The organism is Acidovorax sp. Root70, from assembly GCF_001428225.1.
GTDB lineage: Bacteria > Pseudomonadota > Gammaproteobacteria > Burkholderiales > Burkholderiaceae_C > Acidovorax.
The window spans coordinates 1-20,621 of record NZ_LMHQ01000032.1; the positions used below are offsets into that span (position 1 = coordinate 1).

The 20,621-nt window shown below is 65.8% G+C and carries 17 protein-coding genes; 8 read left to right on the top strand and 9 right to left on the bottom strand.

Annotation, left to right across the window (positions count from 1 at the left end):
* Positions 1-197: 197 nt before the first annotated feature.
* The 5 genes from ASD94_RS21615 to ASD94_RS21635 all read right to left on the bottom strand — a co-directional run bounded on the left by ASD94_RS21615 (position 198) and on the right by ASD94_RS21635 (position 4,268).
* Positions 198-965, bottom strand: coding sequence for a class II glutamine amidotransferase (locus ASD94_RS21615; RefSeq protein ID WP_056647696.1), 768 nt, complete (start codon positions 963-965; stop codon positions 198-200).
* Between the two features lie 93 nt (positions 966-1,058).
* Positions 1,059-2,516 carry a DHA2 family efflux MFS transporter permease subunit gene (locus tag ASD94_RS21620; protein WP_056647700.1) on the bottom strand — a complete coding sequence of 486 codons (1,458 nt, stop codon included), beginning with the start codon at positions 2,514-2,516 and terminating at the stop codon, positions 1,059-1,061.
* 58 nt (positions 2,517-2,574) lie between these two features.
* On the bottom strand, positions 2,575-2,790 hold the full coding sequence (locus tag ASD94_RS21625; RefSeq protein WP_255411685.1) for a 4-oxalocrotonate tautomerase: 216 nt from the start codon (positions 2,788-2,790) through the stop codon (positions 2,575-2,577).
* 27 nt (positions 2,791-2,817) lie between these two features.
* Positions 2,818-3,042 (bottom strand): cysteine-rich CWC family protein, encoded by a 225-nt coding sequence (locus ASD94_RS21630; protein ID WP_056648321.1) that lies wholly within the window; start codon positions 3,040-3,042, stop codon positions 2,818-2,820.
* Positions 3,043-3,314: 272 nt separating this feature from the next.
* Positions 3,315-4,268, bottom strand: a complete 954-nt coding sequence (locus ASD94_RS21635) for a LysR family transcriptional regulator (protein ID WP_056647706.1) — start codon at positions 4,266-4,268, stop codon at positions 3,315-3,317.
* 101 nt (positions 4,269-4,369) lie between these two features.
* Between ASD94_RS21635 and ASD94_RS21640 the strand changes: the two genes are divergently transcribed.
* Both ASD94_RS21640 and ASD94_RS21645 read left to right on the top strand, forming a co-directional pair.
* Positions 4,370-5,350: a tripartite tricarboxylate transporter substrate binding protein gene (locus ASD94_RS21640; protein WP_056647709.1), complete on the top strand. Its 981-nt coding sequence runs from the start codon at positions 4,370-4,372 to the stop codon at positions 5,348-5,350.
* A gap of 8 nt (positions 5,351-5,358) precedes the next feature.
* Positions 5,359-6,534 (top strand): M20 aminoacylase family protein, encoded by a 1,176-nt coding sequence (locus tag ASD94_RS21645; protein ID WP_056647712.1) that lies wholly within the window; start codon positions 5,359-5,361, stop codon positions 6,532-6,534.
* Between the two features lie 129 nt (positions 6,535-6,663).
* Here the strand turns inward: ASD94_RS21645 and ASD94_RS21650 are convergent, their stop codons facing one another.
* Complete coding sequence (locus tag ASD94_RS21650) at positions 6,664-8,871, bottom strand: malate synthase G (RefSeq protein ID WP_056647715.1); 2,208 nt, start codon at positions 8,869-8,871, stop codon at positions 6,664-6,666.
* A 230-nt stretch (positions 8,872-9,101) separates the two neighbouring features.
* Between ASD94_RS21650 and ASD94_RS21655 the strand changes: the two genes are divergently transcribed.
* From ASD94_RS21655 to ASD94_RS21665, 3 genes are all read left to right on the top strand, one after another.
* Entirely contained in the window at positions 9,102-11,027 is a 1,926-nt protein-coding gene (locus ASD94_RS21655) for an acyl CoA:acetate/3-ketoacid CoA transferase (RefSeq protein WP_056647717.1), read from the top strand.
* A 151-nt stretch (positions 11,028-11,178) separates the two neighbouring features.
* The gene (locus tag ASD94_RS21660) at positions 11,179-12,114 is read left to right on the top strand and encodes a LysR family transcriptional regulator (RefSeq protein ID WP_015016104.1); all 936 of its coding nucleotides are present in this window, start codon (positions 11,179-11,181) and stop codon (positions 12,112-12,114) included.
* A gap of 29 nt (positions 12,115-12,143) precedes the next feature.
* Positions 12,144-12,791, top strand: a complete 648-nt coding sequence (locus tag ASD94_RS21665; RefSeq protein ID WP_056648324.1) for a response regulator transcription factor — start codon at positions 12,144-12,146, stop codon at positions 12,789-12,791.
* 99 nt (positions 12,792-12,890) lie between these two features.
* Here ASD94_RS21665 and ASD94_RS21670 read toward each other — a convergent pair whose 3' ends face one another.
* The gene (locus ASD94_RS21670) at positions 12,891-15,551 is read right to left on the bottom strand and encodes a PAS-domain containing protein (protein ID WP_056647719.1); all 2,661 of its coding nucleotides are present in this window, start codon (positions 15,549-15,551) and stop codon (positions 12,891-12,893) included.
* A 241-nt stretch (positions 15,552-15,792) separates the two neighbouring features.
* On the opposite strand from ASD94_RS21670, the gene ASD94_RS21675 reads away from it, so the two are divergent.
* Positions 15,793-17,163 (top strand): dicarboxylate/amino acid:cation symporter, encoded by a 1,371-nt coding sequence (locus tag ASD94_RS21675; RefSeq protein WP_056647722.1) that lies wholly within the window; start codon positions 15,793-15,795, stop codon positions 17,161-17,163.
* 172 nt (positions 17,164-17,335) lie between these two features.
* Positions 17,336-17,782 carry a DUF2214 family protein gene (locus tag ASD94_RS21680; RefSeq protein WP_056647724.1) on the top strand — a complete coding sequence of 149 codons (447 nt, stop codon included), beginning with the start codon at positions 17,336-17,338 and terminating at the stop codon, positions 17,780-17,782.
* Positions 17,783-17,887: 105 nt separating this feature from the next.
* Here the strand turns inward: ASD94_RS21680 and ASD94_RS21685 are convergent, their stop codons facing one another.
* The gene (locus ASD94_RS21685) at positions 17,888-18,181 is read right to left on the bottom strand and encodes a PsiF family protein (RefSeq protein WP_056647727.1); all 294 of its coding nucleotides are present in this window, start codon (positions 18,179-18,181) and stop codon (positions 17,888-17,890) included.
* Between the two features lie 81 nt (positions 18,182-18,262).
* On the bottom strand, positions 18,263-18,790 hold the full coding sequence (locus ASD94_RS21690; protein WP_056647730.1) for a hypothetical protein: 528 nt from the start codon (positions 18,788-18,790) through the stop codon (positions 18,263-18,265).
* A gap of 110 nt (positions 18,791-18,900) precedes the next feature.
* Between ASD94_RS21690 and argS the strand changes: the two genes are divergently transcribed.
* Positions 18,901-20,610, top strand: a complete 1,710-nt coding sequence (gene argS, locus ASD94_RS21695; protein WP_056647733.1) for an arginine--tRNA ligase — start codon at positions 18,901-18,903, stop codon at positions 20,608-20,610.
* Positions 20,611-20,621: the final 11 nt, after the last annotated feature.

Below are 20,621 nucleotides of genomic sequence, written 5' to 3' on the forward strand. Positions count from 1 at the left end.
CGATGATAGTGCGGGTTCCCGTGTGAAAGTAGGTCATCGTCAGGCTCTTACAGCCCAGAAAACCCCAGTCTCTAAAGGACTGGGGTTTTTTGCTTTGGAGTGCCAGATTCGCCACCGGGCTAGCTCTCAGCGCACGCATCGGTTCCTAGCCCTTATCCCTCGCTTGGCACCTCGCCGACGCTAGGCATTGCTTGCAATCAGATCGGCAGCCGCCGGCCTTGCTCGAACACCAGCAGCTCTCCCTTGCCGAATGCCGTCCAGCTCTCGTTGCTGGTCAATGGGCTCGTCACGATCACTGCGACTTGGTCGTGTTCGCTGGTTTCCTTCGAAAAATCCAGCTGCAGGTCTTCGTCACTCAAATGCGCTGCGCCAAATGGGTGGCGGCGCTCTATGTAGTGCAGATTGGTGGAGGCGTGTGCCCACAAGGCCTGACCATTGGAAAGAAGCAAATTGAATGTGCCATGAGGGGCTATACGCGCAGCGAGTTCCTTGAGGGTCAGCGTGAGCTCTGGAACTGAAGGCACGCTGGCGTGTGACTTGGCCAACTCCTGCATGATCCAGCAAAACGCGTGCTCGCTGTCGGTATCGCCTACCGGACGGAAATGTGAATGCAGGCGTGGACGGAAGTCTTTCAGATCTCCGTTGTGGGCAAACACCCAGTACCGACCCCACAGCTCGCGCACAAAAGGATGGCAGTTCTGAAGGCTCACCACGCCCTGGGTGGCTTTGCGGATATGGGCAATGACGTTCCGGCTCTTGATGGGGTAGCGGCGAATCAGCTCAGCTACAGGGGAGTCCATCGCCGCCAGATGGTCCACAAAGTGCCTCAACCCCTTGTCTTCGAAGAACGCGATACCCCAGCCATCGGTGTGATGGTCGGTCTTTCCGCCGCGTTGCGCAAACCCCGTGAAGCTGAAGGTCACATCGGTGGGGACATTGCAGTTCATGCCGAGCAGTTGGCACATGGCGAAGGTTCCGTTTCTTCGGTGTCGAAAAAAAGCTTGATAGAGTCTGGGCCACGCCGGCCCGAAAGCATCAGGATAGGGGGCGTGGTAGCGTCATTCGGAACGGGCTTCGCGCAGTTGCCAAGCCGCTACCAGAGCCAGCAGACACAGAAAAGTCAGCATCAAGAAAGTCTCGCCAAACGCTGCAATGCGGGCAGAGTTGCTGGCTCCAGCCGCCAGCGACGCGCCATGTGCGCTCAGGCGCCATTCCAGCACGATGCCACACAGGCTGACCCCTGCTGCGCCGCCCAGCATGCGCAAGAAGCCAATGGCGCTGGAGCCTTGAGAAATCAACGACTTGTCCAGCGGGCGCATCGAGCCGAGGTTCAGCGAGGGCAGAATGAATCCCAGCCCGATGCGCCCCAGGATCGCAAAAGCGACCAGCATCCACAGCGACGAGCCCAGGCCCACAAACACCATCAGTCCGAACGACAGCGCCAGCAAACCCAGCCCGGTGCTGACCAGCAAATGGGTCGGTTGACGGTCGGCCAGTCGGCCCACCACCGCGATGGTGGCGGCCAGCACGAATCCGGCTGGGAGCATCAGGGTGCCCACGTGGGATGCCGACAACTCCAGCCCCAATTGCATGAATACCGGCAACAGGTAGGTGGAGCCGAACAAGGCTGTACCGTAGATGAACGCCACCACACTGCCCATGGCGAACTGGCGGTATTGAAAAAGGCGCAGGTCCATCAGCGGCTTGCGCCCGGTGCGCAGTAGCCTGCGTTGCCAAGCCACAAAGCAAGCCACGGCCACGACCGCGCTCAGTAACAGGACACCTGCTTCGGTCATGGACCCACCATGCAGCGAGACCAGGCCATTGAGGAGGCACAGCGTGCCCACGGTGCCCAGCAGCAGCCCCCGCCAGTCCAGCGCCTGACCTTGGCGATTGGCCTCAACGCCCCCGGGCGCAGTGATCGGCACGAATTTGTAGGCCAGCCAAATGGATGCCAGGCACAGCGGCACGACCATGAAGAAAATCGAGCGCCAGCCAAACCAGTCCACCAGCAATCCCCCGATGCTCGGGCCAATGGCGGGTGCCAGCACCACGCCCATGCCAAAAATGCCGCTGGCGCGCCCTTGCTCATGGGGCTGGAAGGCGTAGAGGATGATGACGGCCGGGATGGGTTGCACAACACCGGCCGCCAGCCCCTCGGCCACCCGTGCGGCAAGTACCAGGCCAAAGTCGCGCGCCAGACCGCCTCCCACACCGCCGACCAGCAGCAGCAACATAGCGCCCACATAGGTCGCGCGGTAGCCGTACCGCGACAGCAGCCAGGGGGTGGTGAGCATGGACACGGTGGTGGCCACCATGAAGCCCGAGGTGACCCATTGGGCGCGCTCCTGGCCCAGTGCAAAGTAGTGGCTCATGTCCGGGATCGCCACGTTGACGATGGTGGAGGACATGATGGAGGCCATGGTGCCGACCATGACGGACAGCAACAGCAGCCACCGATAGCGCTCGCCATAGCGCTCGCGCAAGACGTACAGTGACCCCGAGGAGGAGTTCATGAAACGGTCAAATGCAGAAGCCGTGCGACGGGGTTCGTAACGGTGCGGGAACCTGCGTTCAGGACGTGCGCTCCAGCCACAGCTTGCCGCCCGTGGCCCAGTTTTCGCGCTTGATGTCGGTGATCAGGATGTCCACCGACTCGGGCGAGCCGCCCAGGATCTCGACGGACACGCGGGTGATCTCTTCCACCAGCTTCTTCTTTTGCTCGACCGTGCGGCCTTCCATCATTTCGACGTGGTACGTGGGCATATCAGCTTCCTTGGGAGTGGGCAAAAAACGAAAGAGAAATCATATCGGCGGTTACGCGGTGTCTCCGCTGCGTGCGCTCGGTGCGCCGGGCGCGCCGCAGGCGGGGCAAATGCAGCGTTGGCCGCGCTCGTCCGCAGGCAGGGCCTCCAGGGCGCCGGGCGCAATGCGCTTTGTCATGCACCAGCAGCTGTCGGGCGGCAGCCCCAGCGCCATCGCGCATTGGTTGGACTGGCCGCACAGGGGGCAACGAGAGGAGTCCGGTTCTGGGCGTGGCATGGAGCGGGATGAGATGGGCAGCGCGCGCAGGAAACGGGCACCGGCGCCCAGTGTACGGCGGCGCGTGGCGGGCCGGGGGCAAGCGTCGCGCAACGGCGCCCGCCTGCGGTTCATTCCACAATGCTCTCATAAAAGTAGCATCTTGCGCTTTATCTAAGGGCGCAGAGGGGCATTCTGGATTGGAATGGACTGGCTTCTGCCGCCCCGGCATCTTCGATGGCGCCGACCCCTGGTCGCAATGGTGTGGGCCGCCAGAGCCATTTCTGGAGCGCTTAGTTGCGCAGCTGCTCCGCCACAAACTGGCGGAACAGGCCCATTGACGGCGCTTCGGTGCGTCCCGCCAGCGTGACAAAGGCAAAACGCGCGCCGCTGACCAGCGGTGGCTCGGTGGCCAGTTCAGCGAGCTGCCCCGCGGCGATGCCCACGCGTGCGGGTGCCAGGATGCCCAGGTAGATCGCGTCCGAGGCCGCAACGGTGGCGATCAAGCTGGTGATGTCGTCGCAGCGCAGGCTCACGGCCTGCTGCGGGTCGGCCTGCGGGCCGAAGTGGGTGACCAGCAGATGGGCGACTTCGGTGCTCAGGGGGATCGACGCCAGGGGGTAGCGCAGCAACGCGTCAAACGACACCGGGCCGCCGCCCTGCAGCAAGGGATGGCCGCTGCGGCAGACAAAACCGGCACGCATGTCGGTGAGGTACTCGATGGCCAGGTCAGGCGCCGGCGCCGTGCGGCGAACATCAACCACCAGCGCGTCCAGCGTGCGCTGGCGCAGCTGCATGAGCTGCAGTTCGGTCGCGCCCGGCGACACGCTGACCTGCACGCCTGGATGGTGTCTGGCCATGTGGATCAGAAACGGCGTCATCAGCATCGCGCCCGGCCCCGACCCCAGACCCACGCGGATAGCGCCCAGATCGCCCTGCTTGAGCAGTTCGGCACTGCGGCGCAGTTCGGCCGCCTCGAACACCATGCGCCGGGCGCGCACCGCCACGGCTTCACCCAGCGGCGTGAGCTCGTTGCGTTTGCCGCTGCGGTCGACCAGGCGCGCACCCAGATCTTCCTCCAGGGCCTGGATGCTGCGGCTCAGGGCGGATTGCGTGAGGTGCTGTCGTTCGGCGGCGCGGCTGAACGAGCCGGTCTCGGCCACAGCCAGCAGGTGTTCGAGTTGTTGGAGGTTCGTGCTGCAGCCAATGAATGAGTCGAATGAATGATAAGCAGAAAAATAATGCATTGGACACATCAATTCGGCCTATCTAGCATTCTTGAATGCATCCCCAGTGCGCCCGTTCCAGGCATTCCGATGCATTCCAAATATTCCAAGGAGACAACCCCATGAACGCATTCAAGACAGTCAGCCTGCTCCTGGCCAGTGCGCTGCTGGTCAACGGCGCCGCCCTCGCCCAGACCTACCCCAGCAAGCCGGTCAACCTGATGGTGCCCTACCCGGCCGGGGGGCCGTCCGATGCGACGGCACGCATCTTCACCGTACCTTTGGGCAAGGAGTTGGGCCAGCCGGTGGTGGTGGAAAACCTGGGCGGCGCCGCGGGGGGCCTGGCTGCCCAAAAGGTGCTGGCCGCGCCTGCCGATGGCCACTACATCTTCCAGGGCTCGCCCAACGAGGTCATCCTGTCGCCGCTGGCCAACGCCGCCGTGAAGCTCAAGACCGAGGACTTCCGCCTGGTGCATCCGGTGGCGGATGCCGTGATGGTTTTCGTGGCGCGCAAGGATCTGCCGGTCAACAGCGTGGACGAGCTGATTGCGCTGGCGCGCAAATCGGGTGACAAGCCGCTGACCTACGGCAGCGTGGGCGTGGGCTCGCTGTACCACCTGATCCTTGAGGACGTGCAGCAACGCGCCGGCATCAAGCTGCTCCACGCGCCCTACAGGGGCAATGCGCCCCTGATGCAGGACATCGGCGGCGGGCAGGTCGATTTCGCCGTGCTGGTGTACAGCGCGGCGATGGGGGCGATGGCCGATCAAGGCCGGGTCAAGATCATCGGCCAGCTCGGCGGGCAACGTTCGGAGCTGCTGAAAAACGTGCCGACCGCCAGCGAAGGCAAGGAGCTGAAAAACTTCTCCTACGGCATCTGGAGCGGCTTCATGGTGCCCAAGAACACGCCAGAAGCGGTGGTTCAGCGCCTGCACAAGGCCATTGGCGCGACGCTGCAGGACCCGTCCGTGCGCTCGCAGCTGGCAGCGCAAACGCAGCTGGCATCGCCGTCCACATCGCTGGCCGAAGCCACCGCGTTCTTCGAGGCCGAGACCGCGCGTTACCGTGCCATCGCCAAATCCATCAACCTGCAGCCCCAGTGAGCGTTCCCATGAGCACCCCTTTGCTGAAAGCACTGAACGCGACGGCCGACGAATTCATCGGCCTGCGGCGCGACATCCACCGCCACCCAGAACTGGCTTTCGACGAACACCGCACCTCGGCCCTGGTGGCCGAGAAGCTCCAGGGCTGGGGCTACGCAATCGAGCGCGGCCTGGGTGGTACCGGTCTGGTGGGCCAGCTGGTGCGCGGCGACGGCCGCCGCCGGCTGGGCCTGCGCGCCGACATGGATGCCCTGCCCATCCATGAAGCCACCGGCCTGCCACACGCCAGTTGCCACGACGGGGTGATGCATGCCTGCGGCCACGACGGCCACACCGCCATGCTGCTGGCTGCCGCACAGCACCTGGCGCAGAGCGGGGACTTTTCGGGCACCTTGAACCTGATCTTCCAGCCTGCCGAAGAAGGCGGCGGCGGCGCGCTGCGCATGATGGACGACGGCCTGTTCGACAAATACCCCTGCGATGCGGTCTTTGCCATGCACAACATGCCCGGCTTGCCACAAGGCCAGCTGGTGCTGCGCGAGGGCGCCACCATGGCCTCGTCCGACTACGCCACGGTCACGCTCACCGGCGTCGGCGGCCATGGCGCCATGCCGCACCTGGCGACCGACCCCATCGTGGCCGCAGCCAGCATCGTGATGGCGCTGCAGACGGTGGTCTCGCGCAACATCGATCCGTTGCAGATGGCGGTGGTGACCGTGGGGGCGCTGCATGCCGGCAAGGCCAACAACGTGATCCCGCAAAGCGCCACGCTGGAGCTGAGCGTGCGCGCGCTGGACCGTGCAGTGCGCGCCAGGCTGGAGCAACGTATCAAGGCGCTGATCGCTGCGCAGGCGGATAGCTTGGGCGTCGCGGCGCAGATCGACTGGCGGCCCGGTTATGCCGTGCTGGTCAACACGCCGGAAGAAACCGCCTTCGCCTGCGAGGTGGCCCTGGAGCTGGTCGGCGAGGCGCATGTGACCCTGCAGGGCCTGGCCTTGTCCGGCAGCGAAGACTTCGCCTTCATGCTGGAGCGCGTGCCCGGCAGCTACCTGTTCATCGGCAACGGCGACGGCGACAGCGCGGGGGCATGCATGGTGCACAACCCCGGCTACGACTTCAACGACGCCAATCTGCCCATCGGTGCGGCCTATTGGGCGCTGCTGGCGCAACGCTTTCTGGTCTGAACCCGCAGGTTGCTCCCAGAACCACAACGGCGCCCTCGGGCGCCGTTGTTTTTGGATCAGAGAGGCCTCTGGTGCCTATCCTGTATGTGCTGAGTGCTATCCAATAAATAGCATTTCGCTCAAGCCTGGTCAGGCCGTGGCGGCCTTCACCTTCAGGCGCCAGGCGTGCAGCAGTGGCTCGGTGTAGCCGCTGGGCTGCTCCAGGCCCTTGAAGACCAGGTCGCAGGCCGCCTTGTACGCCATGCTGGTGTCAAAGTGTCCGGCCATGGGCTGGTACAGCGGGTCACCCGCGTTTTGCTGGTCCACCACGGCGGCCATGCGCTCGAACGTGGCACGCACCTGGGCTTCGGTCACCACACCGTGGTGCAGCCAGTTGGCCATGTGCTGGCTGCTGATGCGCAGCGTGGCGCGGTCTTCCATCAGGCCCACGTTGTGGATGTCGGGCACCTTGGAGCAACCCACGCCCTGGTCCACCCAGCGCACCACGTAGCCCAGGATGCCCTGGGCGTTGTTGTCCAGCTCCTGCTGCTTCTCGGCGTCGCTCCAGTTGGGGGCGGCGGCCACGGGCACGGTGAGCAGGCCGGTCAGCAGGTTGTCGCGCTCGGCGTTCACGTCGGTCTTTTCCAGCTCGATCTGGATGTCGCTCACCTTCACCTGGTGGTAGTGCAGCGCATGCAGCGTGGCGCCCGTGGGGCTGGGCACCCAGGCGGTGTTGGCACCGGCCTTGGGGTGGGCGATCTTCTGCTTGAGCATCTCGGCCATCAGGTCGGGCATGGCCCACATGCCCTTGCCGATCTGCGCCTTGCCGCGCAGGCCGCAGCTCAGGCCCACCAGCACGTTGTTCTTCTCGTACGACTGGATCCAGGCGCTGGTCTTCATGTCGCCCTTGCGCACCATGGGGCCAGCGTGCATGGCGGTGTGCATCTCGTCGCCCGTGCGGTCCAGGAAGCCGGTGTTGATGAATGCCACGCGGCTCGATGCGGCGGCAATGCAGGCCTTGAGGTTGACGGACGTGCGGCGCTCTTCGTCCATGATGCCCAGCTTGACGGTGCTGTCGGGCAGACCCAGCAGCTTTTCGACGCGGCCAAACAGTTCAGCGGCAAAACCCACTTCGGCGGGGCCGTGCATCTTGGGCTTGACGATGTAGACGCTGCCTTTGCGGCTGTTGCGAATACCGTTCGCGCCATGGCCTTGCAGGTCGTGCAGTGCAATGGCCGTGGTCACCACCGCGTCCAGGATGCCTTCAGGGATCTCGCGTTGCGCGCCCTGGGCGTCCTTCCAGAGGATGGCCGGGTTCGTCATCAGGTGGCCCACATTGCGCAGGAACATGAGCGAGCGGCCGTGCAGGCGCACTTCACCGCCTTGGGGGGCGGTGTAGATGCGATCAGGGTTCAGGCCGCGCGTGAAGGTCTTGCCGCCCTTGGCGACCTGCTCGGTCAGCGTCGCCTGGATGATGCCCAGCCAGTTGCTGTAGCCCAGCACCTTGTCCTCTGCGTCCACGGCGGCCACGGAGTCTTCCAGGTCCAGGATGGTGGAGAGGGCGGCTTCGAGCACCAGGTCGCTCACGCCTGCCGCGTCAGACTGGCCAATGGGCGTGCTGCGGTCGATCTGGATGTCCAGGTGCAGGCCGTTGTGCTGCAGCAGCACCGACGAAGGCGCGGCGGCATTGCCCTGGTAGCCCTTGAACTGTGACGCGTCCTTCAGGCCCGTGGTGCTGCCGTTGGCGAGCGACACGACCAACTGGCCACCCTCGACCTTGTAGCCGGTGGAGTCCTTGTGAGAGCCGCTGGCCAGGGGCGCCGTGTCATCCAGCACCTGGCGTGCAAATGCGATCACCTTGGCGCCGCGCACGGGGTTGTAGCCCTTGCCCTTTTCGGCGCCATCGGTTTCTGGAATGGCGTCCGTTCCATACAGCGCGTCATACAGGCTGCCCCAGCGCGCGTTGGCGGCGTTCAGCGCATAGCGTGCGTTCAGGATAGGCACCACCAGCTGGGGGCCAGCTTGCGTGGCCAGCTCGTCGTCCACGTTGGCGGTGGTGGCCTTCACGTCGGCAGGCAGGGGCACCAGGTAGCCGATCTTTTCGAGGAAGCTGCGATACGCCACCATGTTCTGGATGGGGCCGGGGTTGGCCTTGTGCCAGGTGTCTAGCTCGGTTTGCAGGCGGTCGCGCTCTGCCAGTAGGGCGATGTTGCGCGGGGCCAGGTCCGACACGATGGCGTCAAAGCCCTTCCAGAAGGCGGCGGCATCGACCCCCGTGCCGGGCAGCACCTTGTCTTCGACAAAGCGGTACAGGGAGGTGGCCACTTGCAGGCCGTGAACTTGGGTGCGATCGGTCATGGGGTGCCTAGAGAAGAGTGGTGGAAACGGGGATCAAAGAAAAACGGTGCCCGCACAAGCAGGCCATGGACAGACTGTATTGCAAATGTTTGTCCATATAAATACGCTGAAAATCTCTAAACCAGTGACTTTTACGCAAAACTGAGGGCGGTCCGTAGTCGCCCTGAATGGTGCTTTGGCCCGTTACCCACTACGCTGCGCCCACAACAAACCCACCGGGAGACAAACCCATGCAGGCACCCCTGGACGCCAGCGCGCTCAACGCGGCCCACAAGAACAAGATCGTGAGCGCCGCCGATGCCGTGCAGCTCATCCACGACGGCGACACCGTGGCCACGGGCGGCTTTGTGGGCATCGGCTTTGCCGAGAGCATTGCAGTGGCGCTGGCCCAGCGGTGGGAGTCCACACAAACCCCGCAGGGCCTCACGCTGGTCTATGCCGCAGGCCAGGGCGACGGCAAGCAGCGCGGCCTCAACCACCTGGGCCATGCGGGCCTGCTCAAACGCGTGATCGGCGGGCACTGGAGCCTGGTGCCGCGTATCCAGAAGCTGGCGGTAGACAACCAGATCGAGGCCTGGAACCTGCCGCAGGGCGTGATCACGCACCTGTTCCGTGACATCGCTGCGGGCAAGCCCGGCACGCTCACACGCGTGGGCCTCGACACCTTTGTAGACCCGCGCCACGGCGGCGGCAAGCTCAATGCGCGCACCACCGAAGACCTAGTGCGCATCCTGCCCATCGACGGGCAGGACTACCTGTTCTACAAGGCCTTCCCCATCCACGTGGGCATCATCCGTGCGACCACGGCCGACGCGGACGGCAACCTCACCATGGAGCGCGAGGCGCTCACGCTCGAAGCGCTGGCGATTGCCATGGCGGCGCGCAACTCGGGCGGCGTGGTCATCGCGCAGGTCGAGCGCATTGCCGAGCGCGGCACGCTCAACCCCCGGCAGGTAAAGGTGCCCGGCGTGCTGGTGGACGCCGTGGTGCTGGCCACCGAGCCCGCGCACCACCACCAGACCTTTGCCGAGCCCTACAGCGCCGCGTTCGCCGGCGAGCTGCGCGTGCCCATGGACATGCTGGAGGCGATGCCCCTGACCGAGCGCAAGATCATCGCCCGCCGTGCGGCGCTGGAGCTGCGCCCGCACCAGGTGGTGAACCTGGGCATCGGCATGCCCGAGGGTGTGGCCAACGTGGCGGCCGAAGAGCGCATCATCGACCTGGTCACGCTCACGGCCGAGCCCGGCGTGATTGGCGGCATCCCCGCAGGCGGGCTGAACTTTGGCGCGGCCGTGAACCCGCAGGCCATCATCGACCAGCCCAACCAGTTCGACTTCTACGACGGCGGTGGCCTGGACATCGCCATCCTGGGCCTGGCGCAGGCCGACCAGCACGGCAACCTCAACGTGAGCAAGTTCGGGCCCCGCCTGGCGGGCGCGGGCGGTTTCATCAACATCAGCCAGAACGCCAAGACCGTGGTGTTTGTCGGCACCTTCACCGCCGGCGCGCTGCAGGTGGAGGCGGTGGACGGCCACCTGCACATCCTGCACGAAGGCGGCGCGCGCAAGCTGGTGCGTGAGGTCGAGCACCGCACCTTCAGCGGCGCCGAGGCGCTGCGGCGCGGCCAGCGCGTGCTGTATGTGACGGAGCGCTGCGTGTTCCGCCTGGTGCCCTCGGGTGATGCCGACGGCGGTGGCGCGCTGGAGCTGATCGAGCTGGCGCCCGGCATCGACCTGCACCGCGACGTGTTGGCCCACATGGCCTTCACGCCGCGCATCAGCCCCGGCCTGCAGACCATGGACCTGCGCCTGTTCGAGCCCGGCCCGCTGGGCCTGCGCGAGCAGTTGCTCAACCGCCCGCTGGTGCAGCGCTTTGAGCTGGACGCCGCGCGCCAGCTGCTGCACATCGACTTCTCGGGCCTGCAGATCAACAGCGCCAGCACCATCGACGCCATCGAGCAGGAGGTGCGCCGCCTGCTTGCCCCGCTGGCCGCACAGGGCGAGCGCGTGGGCGTGATCGTGAACTACGACCACTTCACCATCGCTCCCGACCTGGCCGACGCCTACACCGCCATGGTGCAGGGCCTCACGCGCGACCTTTACACCGAGGTCAAGCGCTATGGCACCGTGGGGTTCCTCAAGTCGCGCCTGGTGTGAAGTGCGGGTGATGCCGGTTTACTATCATTTGTGTAGCTGCTCAGGCATGTTGTACTAGCGCATGCGGCCTGTTTGGCTTCAAAACCGATCACAGGCCGTGCCCATGTCCGCCACCAGGCCCTTCGCCGCTTTATCCCCATAATCAGCGCCCATGGACAAACTCAAGGCCTTCGAATCGTTTGTGTCGGTGGCAACGCGCGGCAGCCTCACCGCGGCGGCCAAGGCCGAGGGCGTGGCCCCGGCCATCATGGGCCGGCGGCTCGATGCGCTGGAAGAACACCTGGGCGTGAAGCTGCTGGTGCGCACCACGCGCCGCATCAGCCTCACGCACGAAGGCAGCGCGTTTCTGGAAGACTGCCAGCGCCTGCTGTCCGACGTGGCCAATGCCGAGGCCAGCGTGTCCGAAGGGGGCGTCAAGGCCACGGGCCATTTGCGCATCACCGCACCCGCCGGCTTTGGTCGCCGCCATGTGGCGCCGCTGGTGCCGCGTTTTCGCACGGCGCACCCCGATGTGACCATCTCGCTCAACCTCAGCGACCGCGTGGTGGACCTGGCGGGCGAGGGCTACGACTGCGCCGTGCGCGTGGGCGACCTGCCCGACTCGTCGCTGGTGAGCGTGCGCATCGCCGACAACCGCCGCCTGTGCGTGGCCACGCCCGCTTACCTGCAGCGCCACGGCACGCCGCGCCACCCCAGCGAGCTGGTGCAGCACGACTGCCTCACGCTGTCGAGCGAGGCCTCGCAAACACGGGGCTGGGCGTTCCGCATGCCGGTCGAAGGCGGTGGCACCGAGGTCATCCACCTCAAGCCCGGCGGCCCGCTCGACTGCTCGGACGGGCAGGTGCTGCACGACTGGTGCCTGGCGGGCTACGGCATTGCCTGGCGCAGCACCTGGGAGGTTGAGGCCGAGATCGCCGCTGGCCGTTTGGTGGAGGTGCTGCACGACTTTGCCGCACCGCCCAACGGCATCTATGTGGTGTTCCCGCAGCGCAAGCACATGCCGCTGCGGGTGCGGCTGTGGATCGAACACCTCAAGCACCAGTACGCGCAGCCCGCGTTCTGGAAAGGCCCCCAGGCCGGCGGCTGATGGCCCCCGTGGCAGACTGCACCACACTCATGTCCACCGCGCCCACGCTCCTCGTCGCTGACGACCACCCGCTGTTCCGCGCCGCCGTGCTGCATGTGCTGCGCGAGCGGCTGCCGCAGTTCCGCACGCTGGAAGCCGCCAGCGCCGCCACGCTGGGCCAGGCGCTGCAAGACCACCCCGAGGTCGAGCTGGTGCTGCTGGACTTGAGCATGCCTGGCACGCGCGGCTTCTCGGCCCTGCTGCATGTACGCGGCGAGTACCCCGAGCTGCCCGTGGTCATCATCTCGTCCAACGACCACCCCCGCGTCATCCGCCGCGCCCAGCAGTTTGGTGCGGCGGGGTTCATCCCCAAGTCCGCGCCCGCCGACGCCATGGGGGACGCCATCCAGGCCGTGCTGGACGGCGGCAGTTGGTTCCCCCCCATGGCGGCCGAACGCTCTGAGGCCGATGCCGAGCTAGCCGCGCGGCTGGCCCAGCTCACGCCCCAGCAGTTCCGCGTGCTGCTCTGCCTAGCCGATGGTTTGCTGAACAAACAGATCGCGGCCACGCTGGGCTTGGCCGAGAACACGGTGAAGGTGCACGTCACCGCCATCCTGAAAAAGCTGGAGTGCTACAGCCGCACGCAGGCAGCGGTGCTGGTGAAGAGCCTGGAGACAGAGGACGGGGCTTCGGGCTGAGGCCGCGTTGGGAGTTGGGTCGAAATGGGCCTCTGGTGCTAGTCCATCATGCGTTTGCAGCTATCAGTTTTGCAGTGATGAGAAGCTGACTCGCTGCGGCTACTTCTCGCGCCAGCGCAGCAGCGTCTGGCTCACCAGCGCCCGCAGTGCAGGCGCGCGCACCGGCTTGGCCAGAAAGCCCCAGCCGCGCTCGGCGGCCTGGCGGCGCAGGGTGGCGTCGCGCTCGGCGGTGACCAGGATCACGGCGGGTGTCTGGCCCCAGCGCTGGCACAGCTGCGCGAACACTTCGGGGCCGTGGAGGCCCGCGCCCAGGTGCACGTCCAGCAGCACCAGCTGTGGTGCCTGGCCGGGCTGGGCGGCGGCCAGGGCCTCGGGTGCGCCAGCGGCCAGCGGCACCGTGCAGCCCCAGCGCTGCAGCAGGGCCTGTGTGGCGGCGCAGGTGGGGCCGTCGTCGTCAATGACCCAGGCGCTGCTGCCTTGCAGGGGCGCGTCATCACTGGGCTGGTGCGTGGTTGCGGGGGGCGCAGCCTGCTGCGCGGCGGCGGGGTTGCCCAGCGGCACACATACCCAGAACACGCTGCCGCGTCCCAGCTGTGAGCGCAGGCCGATCTCGTGCCCCAGCAAGCGGCCCAGGCGTTCGACGATGGCCAGGCCCAGGCCCGCGCCGCGGTCGTCGGCGCGGCCTTCGTCCAGGCGGCGGAATTCTTCAAAAATCTCGCGTTGCAATGCCTCGGGGATGCCGGTGCCCTGGTCGTGCACCTCGATGCGCAGGTGGTCTCCCATCCTGCGGCAGCCCACCACAATGCGCCCGCGCCGGCTGTAGCGGATGGCGTTGGAGACAAAGTTCTGCAGGATGCGGCGCAGCAGGTTTTCGTCGGTGCGCACCACGGCACGCGTGGGCACGCAGCGCAGCTTTAAACCTTGGCTCTCGGCCAGCACGCCAAAGTTGTGGCCCAGCACCTGCAGCAGCGGGCCCAGCGCCACGTCGTGGATGTGCACGTCGAACTGGCCCGACTCCATGCGCGAGATGTCGAGCAGGCTGTTGAGGATGGCGTCCTGCGCGGCCAGGGCGCCGTCGATGCTGTCCACCGCGTGCCTTTCGGCGTCGCCCGGCAGATGGCTGCGCAAGAGCGAGGTGAACATGCGCGCGGCGTTCAGGGGTTGCAGCAGGTCGTGCACGGCGGCGGCCACAAAGCGGGTTTTGGAGCGGTTGGCCTGCTCGGCCTCGCGCCGTGCGGCGTCCAGGTCGCGGGTGCGGTCGGCCACGCGCTGCTCCAGCGCGTCGGCCAACGAGCGCAGCTCGCGCGCGGCGTTCTTGTAGCTGGTGATGTCGGCGTAGCTGGTCACAAAGCCGCCCTCGGGCAGCGGGTTGCCCCGGATCTCCAGCACGGTGCCGTCTTCCTTGGCGCTTTCGTGCAGGTGCGGGGTGCCGCTGCGCAGGTGGGCCAGGCGGCGTTCGATGGCTTCTTCCATCGGGCCCGGGCCCAGCAGGCCCCGGCGTGCGTTGTGGCGCATCAGGTCTTCGATGGGGCGGCCCACCTGCATCAGGTCGGCGGGGTAGCGGAACAGCTGTACGTAGCGCGAGTTCCACGCCACCAGCTTCAGGTCGGCGTCGATGATGACCACGCCCTGGGGCAGGTGCTCGAGGCTGCGGGAGAGGCCCATGTCTGCTTGCTGGGCGGCCTGCACGATGCCGTCCTGTGCGGTGCGCAGCTCTTGTGCGTGCTGTTGCAGTACGGTCTCCAGCTCCTGGCGGCTGCGCTGGCGCAGGCGGGCCAGGCGCTGGCGCTGGCGCACAAACAGCACCAGCAGCGATAGGGCCAGCCAGCCGCCGCCCCCGGCTGCGGCCGCCCAGCGGCTGTCGGCAATGCTGCTGTGGGTGGTGTGCACCAGGTGCAGTTGCCAGGGCGTGCCGGGCAGGGGCTGGGTCAGCCACAGCATGCGGCCGGGTGGGGCGGGCATGTCGGCGGACGGTTGCACGCGCACCAGCCGCCCGCCGTTGTAGAGGCGGTCGTCCACGCGGATGTCGAGCGGGCGCAGCGGCTGGTCGGAGTATTGGCGGGTGGCGTTCAGCTCGCGGCGCTCCTCGTCGTCCAGCGGCTCCAGCAGGCGGTAGCGCCAGGCGTCCTGGCTGGCCAGGAAGACCACGCCATGCGCGTCCGACGCCAGCACGATGTCGGGTGTCTGCAGCCACTCGCGCTCCAGCTCCTGCAGCGCGATCTTGATGGCCACCAGACCGAGGATGTGGCCGCTGTCGTCGCGGATGGCCTGCGACAGGAAGTAGCCCGGCTCGCCCGTGGTCACGCCAATGCCGTAGAAGCTGCCGCGCCCCTGGGCCAGCGCCTGCTGCACATAGGGGCGAAAGCTGTAGTCCACACCCACATTGCTGGTGGTCGTGCGCCAGTTGCTGGCGGCCACGGCCAGGCCGTCGCGGTTGAGCAGGGTGAGGGTGGACGACTGGCTGGCGCCGTTGGCCTGCTCCAGCTTGCGGTTGAGCCGCGCCACCTCGTCGGTGCTCAGGGTGCGGCGCAGCGCGTCCTGCAGTTGCGCGTCCAGGGCCAGCACCTCGGGCAGGGTGCGGTAGCGGTCGATGCGCTGGGCCAGCGTCTGCCCGTACAGAGCCAGCTGGCGCTGCACGCTGTCGCTTTCGTCCAGCAAGGACCGGTGCCAGGCCCACTGGCCGGCCGCGAACATGCTGGCCGCTGTGCCTGCAAGCAGGATGAGCAGCGTCCAGAACTGGCGAAGGCGGGGCGTGGGCATGGAAATCCGGCGGGGTGGTTGTGCTGCGACAAGGCCAATTGGGCGCGAGTGGGAGTGTGCCGCACCAGGCTGGGGACTAAGTAGTTACCCTGATTTGGTGCACGCGTTCTCCTATGAGGCCGCTTGCGACTAATACCAATAGGTTATCGGCTGAAACAAAGTGCAGCGGTACAAACGGCACCCTAACGCGCGCCGGAGGCACCCCGGTGGTGCAGACCCGTGACCCCAGGAGACCCGTTCCATGCACAACCATTCCGCTCCCGCAGCCTCAACCCTGAAGCTGCCCTTTTATCGGCAACTGTACTTCCAGGTGGTGTTCGCCATCGTTCTGGGCGTGCTGCTGGGCCATTTCGAGCCCGCCTATGGCGAGGCGCTCAAGCCGCTGGGCGACGCGTTCATCAAGCTGGTCAAGATGATCATCGCTCCGGTGATCTTTCTGACCATCGTGACCGGCATCGCGGGCATGTCGCAGCTCTCCACCGTGGGCCGCGTGTTCGGCAAGGCCATGGCGTACTTTTTGTTCTTCTCCACGCTGGCCCTGGTGGTGGGCCTGGTGGTGGCCAACGTGGTGCAGCCCGGCGCGGGCATGAACATCAACGTGGCCGACCTGGACCAGACGGCAGTGAAGACCTATGTGGCCAAGTCGCACGAGATGACGCTCACGGGCTTTGCCATGGACATCATCCCCAAGACCCTGGTGAGTCCGTTCGTGGGCGACAACATCCTGCAGGTGCTGCTGGTGGCCGTGCTGTTCGGCGTGGGCCTGGCGATGGTGGGTGAGGCAGGCCGGCCGGTGCTGAACTTTCTGGACGCGCTGACGACCCCCGTGTTCAAGGTGGTGGGCATCGTGATGAAGGCCGCTCCCATCGGCGCGTTTGGCGCCATGGCGTTCACCATTGGCAAGTTTGGCCTGGGCTCGCTGGTCAACCTGGCGTGGCTGGTGGGCTCGTTTTACATCACCTCGCTGCTGTTTGTGGTGGTGATCCTGGGCCTGGTGGCGCGCCTTTGTGGCTTCTCGGTGTTCAAGCTGATCCGCTACCTCAAGGCCGAGCTGATGCTGGTGCTGGGCACTTCGTCGTCTGAATCCGCCCTGCCATCGCTGATGGAAAAGATGGAAAAGGCCGGTTGCAGCAAGTCGGTGGTGGGCCTCGTGGTGCCCACGGGCTACTCGTTCAACCTGGACGGCACCAACATCTACATGACGCTGGCCGCGCTGTTCATCGCCCAGGCCACGAACACCGAACTGACGCTGGGCCACCAGGTGGCGCTGCTGCTCGTCGCCATGCTGTCGTCCAAGGGCGCAGCGGGTGTGACGGGCGCGGGCTTCATCACCCTGGCCGCCACCCTGGCCGTGGTGCCCGAAGTGCCCGTGGCCGGCATGGCGCTGATCCTGGGCGTGGACCGTTTCATGAGCGAATGCCGTTCGCTGACCAACTTCATCGGCAACGCCGTGGCCACGGTGGTGGTGTCGCGTTGGGAAAACGCGCTGGACCACGAACGCCTGGACGCGGCGATGAACGGCCATCCGCTGCCGCTCGCAGTGTCTGCCGCTTCTGCGCCTGTGGTGTCGGCGGACGTACCTGTGACCACGATGGCTCGCACAGTGGCCTGAGCGTGGGTACCTGCACAATAGTGACCGCAGCGGCGCGGGCCTTCGGGCCCGCGCCGCTTTTTTGCGGGTAGTGTCGAGTCACCGCCATCAAGCACAATGGCGGCCCTGCCTGACGGCTCTATGAGCGCTTGGCGCGGCTCAAAAGCCTGGGGCACTACAAGGAATCCTCACCATGACCCTCGAAGCCATCCTGGCCGCCTTTCACCTTCTGGCCATCCTGACCTTTGTGGTTTTCCTGTCGAGCCAGGCCGCGCTGTGCCGTATCGAATGGCTCAACGCCGCCGTGATCGAGCGCCTGGCCCGGCTGGATGTGATCTGCGGTGTGGCCGGGGCAGTGATGCTTGGCAGTGGGCTGGCCCGGTTGATCTGGGGCGTGAAGGGCGCTTCGTGGTACCTGTCGCAGCCCCTGTTCCACGTCAAGATCACCCTGGTGTTGGCCATGGTGGTGCTGTCGTTTGTGCCCTCGGCTGCTTTTCGCCGCTGGCGCCAGAACCTGCGCAGCACCGGCGCCCTGCCACCCGCTCAGGAAGTCTCGCGGGTGCGCCGCCTGGTGATGATCCAGTCGCATGTGTTGCCGGTGGTGGCGATGATTGCGGTGTTCTGGGCGCGCGGCTGGTAAGCGCGAATTCCCCCGAATTTCACCAAAAGAAAAGCCCGCCCGGCTTGCTGCCGGCGGGCTTTTTGTTTTGTCGAGTGCGCCAGTGGCGGCGCACTGCGCGTGAACTTACTTCTTCAGGCACTCGCTCATGAAGGCCTTGCGCTCGTCGCCCTTGAGGGTCTTGGTCTTGGCATCGGCGTTGCAGGTCTTCATCTTGTCCTGCTGGGTGGCGGGCTTGTTGCTCAGGCAGGTCTTCATGAAGGCCTTGCGCTCGTCACCTTTCATGTCTCCTGCGTCCTTGTTGCAGGTCGCCATTTTCGATTGCTGTTTGGTGGGCGCCTTGGCGTCTTCGGCGGCGTGAGCACCAAAGCCCAGTGAAAGGGCCAGGCCGAGTGCAGTCAGGGAAAGAAGCTTTTTCATGGAATCTCCTGGTGTGAATGCGTTATGGGGGGTCCCGATGGCATTGCACCATAGAACACGGCGTGCGACAACGCGCACAAGTCATGACAACCTTGTGCGGGGCTTGGAGGCCGCTGCTGCGTGAAAGGCTTTCAGTGTCGTTTGGATCTGCCGGGGGTCGTGCGCCAGCCCGCCGAGGGCAAACACCACATCACCCCGTTGCTGCCAGCGTTTGAGCGTCTTGATGATCACGCCTAGGGCAGAGTCCTTGTGGCCGGGTCGCAACTTGACCAGGATCACGCCTTCGTAGCCGTCCAGGTGCACACGTTCCATGGCTTCCCAGGGCACGGTGTATGGGTCGTCCTGGCGCAGGTCGGTGATGCCGGTGGCGTCAATGACCACTGCCGGGTCTTGCTCCCGGTAGGCCTCCAGAGCGGACCGGCCCAGGGTTCCGCCCACACAGAAGGAGACGAACGCGGCACACAGGCAGAGGATCGTGAGCAGCCGGTCGTTCGATACGGACGCCCAATACAGCGAGAACGCCAGGCACATCGCCATCAGCAGCACAAAAGGCACCTGAAACACCAGGGTCCAGCGGCGCCGGTAGAGCAGGATGGGTGGGGGCGGCATGTGCAATCTCCGGGTGAAAGGGCACGGTGGCCCATTGTGCCTTTGGCTGCGGGATGCCCCGTGGCGGCGCGTCTGGCGCCCCGCCGCTGGCGGGCCCGTAAAATCCGCCGATGCTCACAGCCAAAAATGAATTGCTCGCTGCGCTCGCAGCCGAGCTGGAAAACCTGTCTCCCGGCGCTGGCGCCAAGGCAGCCTTTGAATCTCCCAAGGTAGCGGCCCATGGCGATTTCGCCTGCACCGCGGCCATGCAGCTGGCCAAGCCGCTCAAGCTCAACCCGCGCGCCCTGGGCGAGCAGCTCAAGGCTGCGCTCGAAGCCACGCCAGCCTTTCAACGCTGGGTGTCCGCCATTGAAATCGCGGGCCCGGGCTTTCTGAACATCCGCCTGCAACCCGCTGCCAAGCAGGAAGTGGTGCGCGAGGTGCTGACGGCCGGTGAACGTTTCGGTTATCAGGCCAGCAACGGCCAGCAGGTGCTGGTCGAGTTCGTGTCGGCCAACCCCACGGGCCCGCTGCACGTGGGCCATGGCCGCCAAGCGGCGCTGGGCGATGCCATCTGCAACCTGTTCAGCACCCAGGGCTGGAAGGTACACCGCGAGTTCTATTACAACGACGCGGGCGTGCAGATCGACACCCTCACCAAGAGCACGCAGCTGCGCGCCAAGGGCTTCAAGCCCGGCGACGACTGCTGGCCCACCGACAGCGACAACCCGCTGGCCAAGAACTTCTACAACGGCGACTACATCGCCGACATTGCCGAGGCCTTCAAGGCCAAGGCCACCGTCAAGGCCGACGACCGCGAGTTCACGGCCAATGGCGATGTAGACGACTACGACAACATCCGCCAGTTTGCCGTGGCCTACCTGCGCAATGAACAGGACAAGGACCTGCAGGCCTTCAACCTCCAGTTCGACGAGTACTACCTGGAGTCCAGCCTGTACACCAGCGGCCGGGTCGAGGCCACGGTGAACAAGCTCATCGCCAACGGCAAGACCTACGAACAGGACGGCGCGCTGTGGCTCAAGAGCACCGACTACGGCGACGATAAGGACCGCGTCATGCGCAAGCAGGACGGCACCTTCACCTACTTTGTGCCCGACGTGGCGTACCACATCGCCAAGTGGGAGCGCGGCTTTACCAAGGTCGTCAACATCCAGGGCACCGACCACCACGGCACCATTGCCCGCGTGCGCGCCGGCCTGCAGGCGGCCGACGTGGGCATTCCGCAGGGCTACCCCGACTACGTGCTGCACACCATGGTGCGCGTGGTCAAGGGCGGCGAAGAGGTCAAGATCAGCAAGCGCGCGGGCAGCTACGTCACGCTGCGCGATTTGATCGAGTGGACCAGCAAGGACGCGGTGCGTTTCTTCTTGCTGTCTCGCAAGCCCGACACCGAGTACACCTTCGACGTGGACCTAGCGGTGGCGCAGAACAACGACAACCCGGTGTACTACGTGCAGTACGCGCATGCCCGCATCCAGTCGGTGCTGCGCGCCTGGCAAGAGGCGGGTGGTGGCGACGTGGCGTCGCTCCAGGACGTGGACCTGTCGGCGCTGGAAGGCCCCCAGGCCCAAGCGCTGATGCTGCAACTGGCCAAGTACCCCGAGATGCTCACGGCCGCTGCCGACGGCGAAGCCCCGCACGACGTGACCTTCTACCTGCGCGACTTGGCCGCCAGCTACCACAGCTACTACGATGCCGAGCGCATCCTCGTGGACGACGAGGTGGTGAAGAAGGCGCGCCTGGCGCTGGTCGCTGCCACCGCCCAGGTATTGCACAATGGCCTGGCTGTGCTGGGCGTGTCGGCCCCGGCCAGAATGTAAGCAGTTACTAC

Excerpts from the sequence above, each read along its gene's own strand:
- ASD94_RS21615 (WP_056647696.1), bottom strand. The coding sequence starts at position 965 with ATGTGCCAACTGCTCGGCATGAACTGCAATGTCCCCACCGATGTGACC.
- ASD94_RS21620 (WP_056647700.1), bottom strand. The coding sequence starts at position 2,516 with ATGAACTCCTCCTCGGGGTCACTGTACGTCTTGCGCGAGCGCTATGGC.
- ASD94_RS21630 (WP_056648321.1), bottom strand. The coding sequence starts at position 3,042 with ATGCCACGCCCAGAACCGGACTCCTCTCGTTGCCCCCTGTGCGGCCAG.
- ASD94_RS21635 (WP_056647706.1), bottom strand. The coding sequence starts at position 4,268 with ATGCATTATTTTTCTGCTTATCATTCATTCGACTCATTCATTGGCTGC.
- ASD94_RS21640 (WP_056647709.1), top strand. The coding sequence starts at position 4,370 with ATGAACGCATTCAAGACAGTCAGCCTGCTCCTGGCCAGTGCGCTGCTG.
- ASD94_RS21645 (WP_056647712.1), top strand. The coding sequence starts at position 5,359 with ATGAGCACCCCTTTGCTGAAAGCACTGAACGCGACGGCCGACGAATTC.
- ASD94_RS21650 (WP_056647715.1), bottom strand. The coding sequence starts at position 8,871 with ATGACCGATCGCACCCAAGTTCACGGCCTGCAAGTGGCCACCTCCCTG.
- ASD94_RS21655 (WP_056647717.1), top strand. The coding sequence starts at position 9,102 with ATGCAGGCACCCCTGGACGCCAGCGCGCTCAACGCGGCCCACAAGAAC.
- ASD94_RS21660 (WP_015016104.1), top strand. The coding sequence starts at position 11,179 with ATGGACAAACTCAAGGCCTTCGAATCGTTTGTGTCGGTGGCAACGCGC.
- ASD94_RS21665 (WP_056648324.1), top strand. The coding sequence starts at position 12,144 with ATGTCCACCGCGCCCACGCTCCTCGTCGCTGACGACCACCCGCTGTTC.
- ASD94_RS21670 (WP_056647719.1), bottom strand. The coding sequence starts at position 15,551 with ATGCCCACGCCCCGCCTTCGCCAGTTCTGGACGCTGCTCATCCTGCTT.
- ASD94_RS21675 (WP_056647722.1), top strand. The coding sequence starts at position 15,793 with ATGCACAACCATTCCGCTCCCGCAGCCTCAACCCTGAAGCTGCCCTTT.
- ASD94_RS21680 (WP_056647724.1), top strand. The coding sequence starts at position 17,336 with ATGACCCTCGAAGCCATCCTGGCCGCCTTTCACCTTCTGGCCATCCTG.
- ASD94_RS21685 (WP_056647727.1), bottom strand. The coding sequence starts at position 18,181 with ATGAAAAAGCTTCTTTCCCTGACTGCACTCGGCCTGGCCCTTTCACTG.
- ASD94_RS21690 (WP_056647730.1), bottom strand. The coding sequence starts at position 18,790 with ATGCCGCCCCCACCCATCCTGCTCTACCGGCGCCGCTGGACCCTGGTG.
- argS (WP_056647733.1), top strand. The coding sequence starts at position 18,901 with ATGCTCACAGCCAAAAATGAATTGCTCGCTGCGCTCGCAGCCGAGCTG.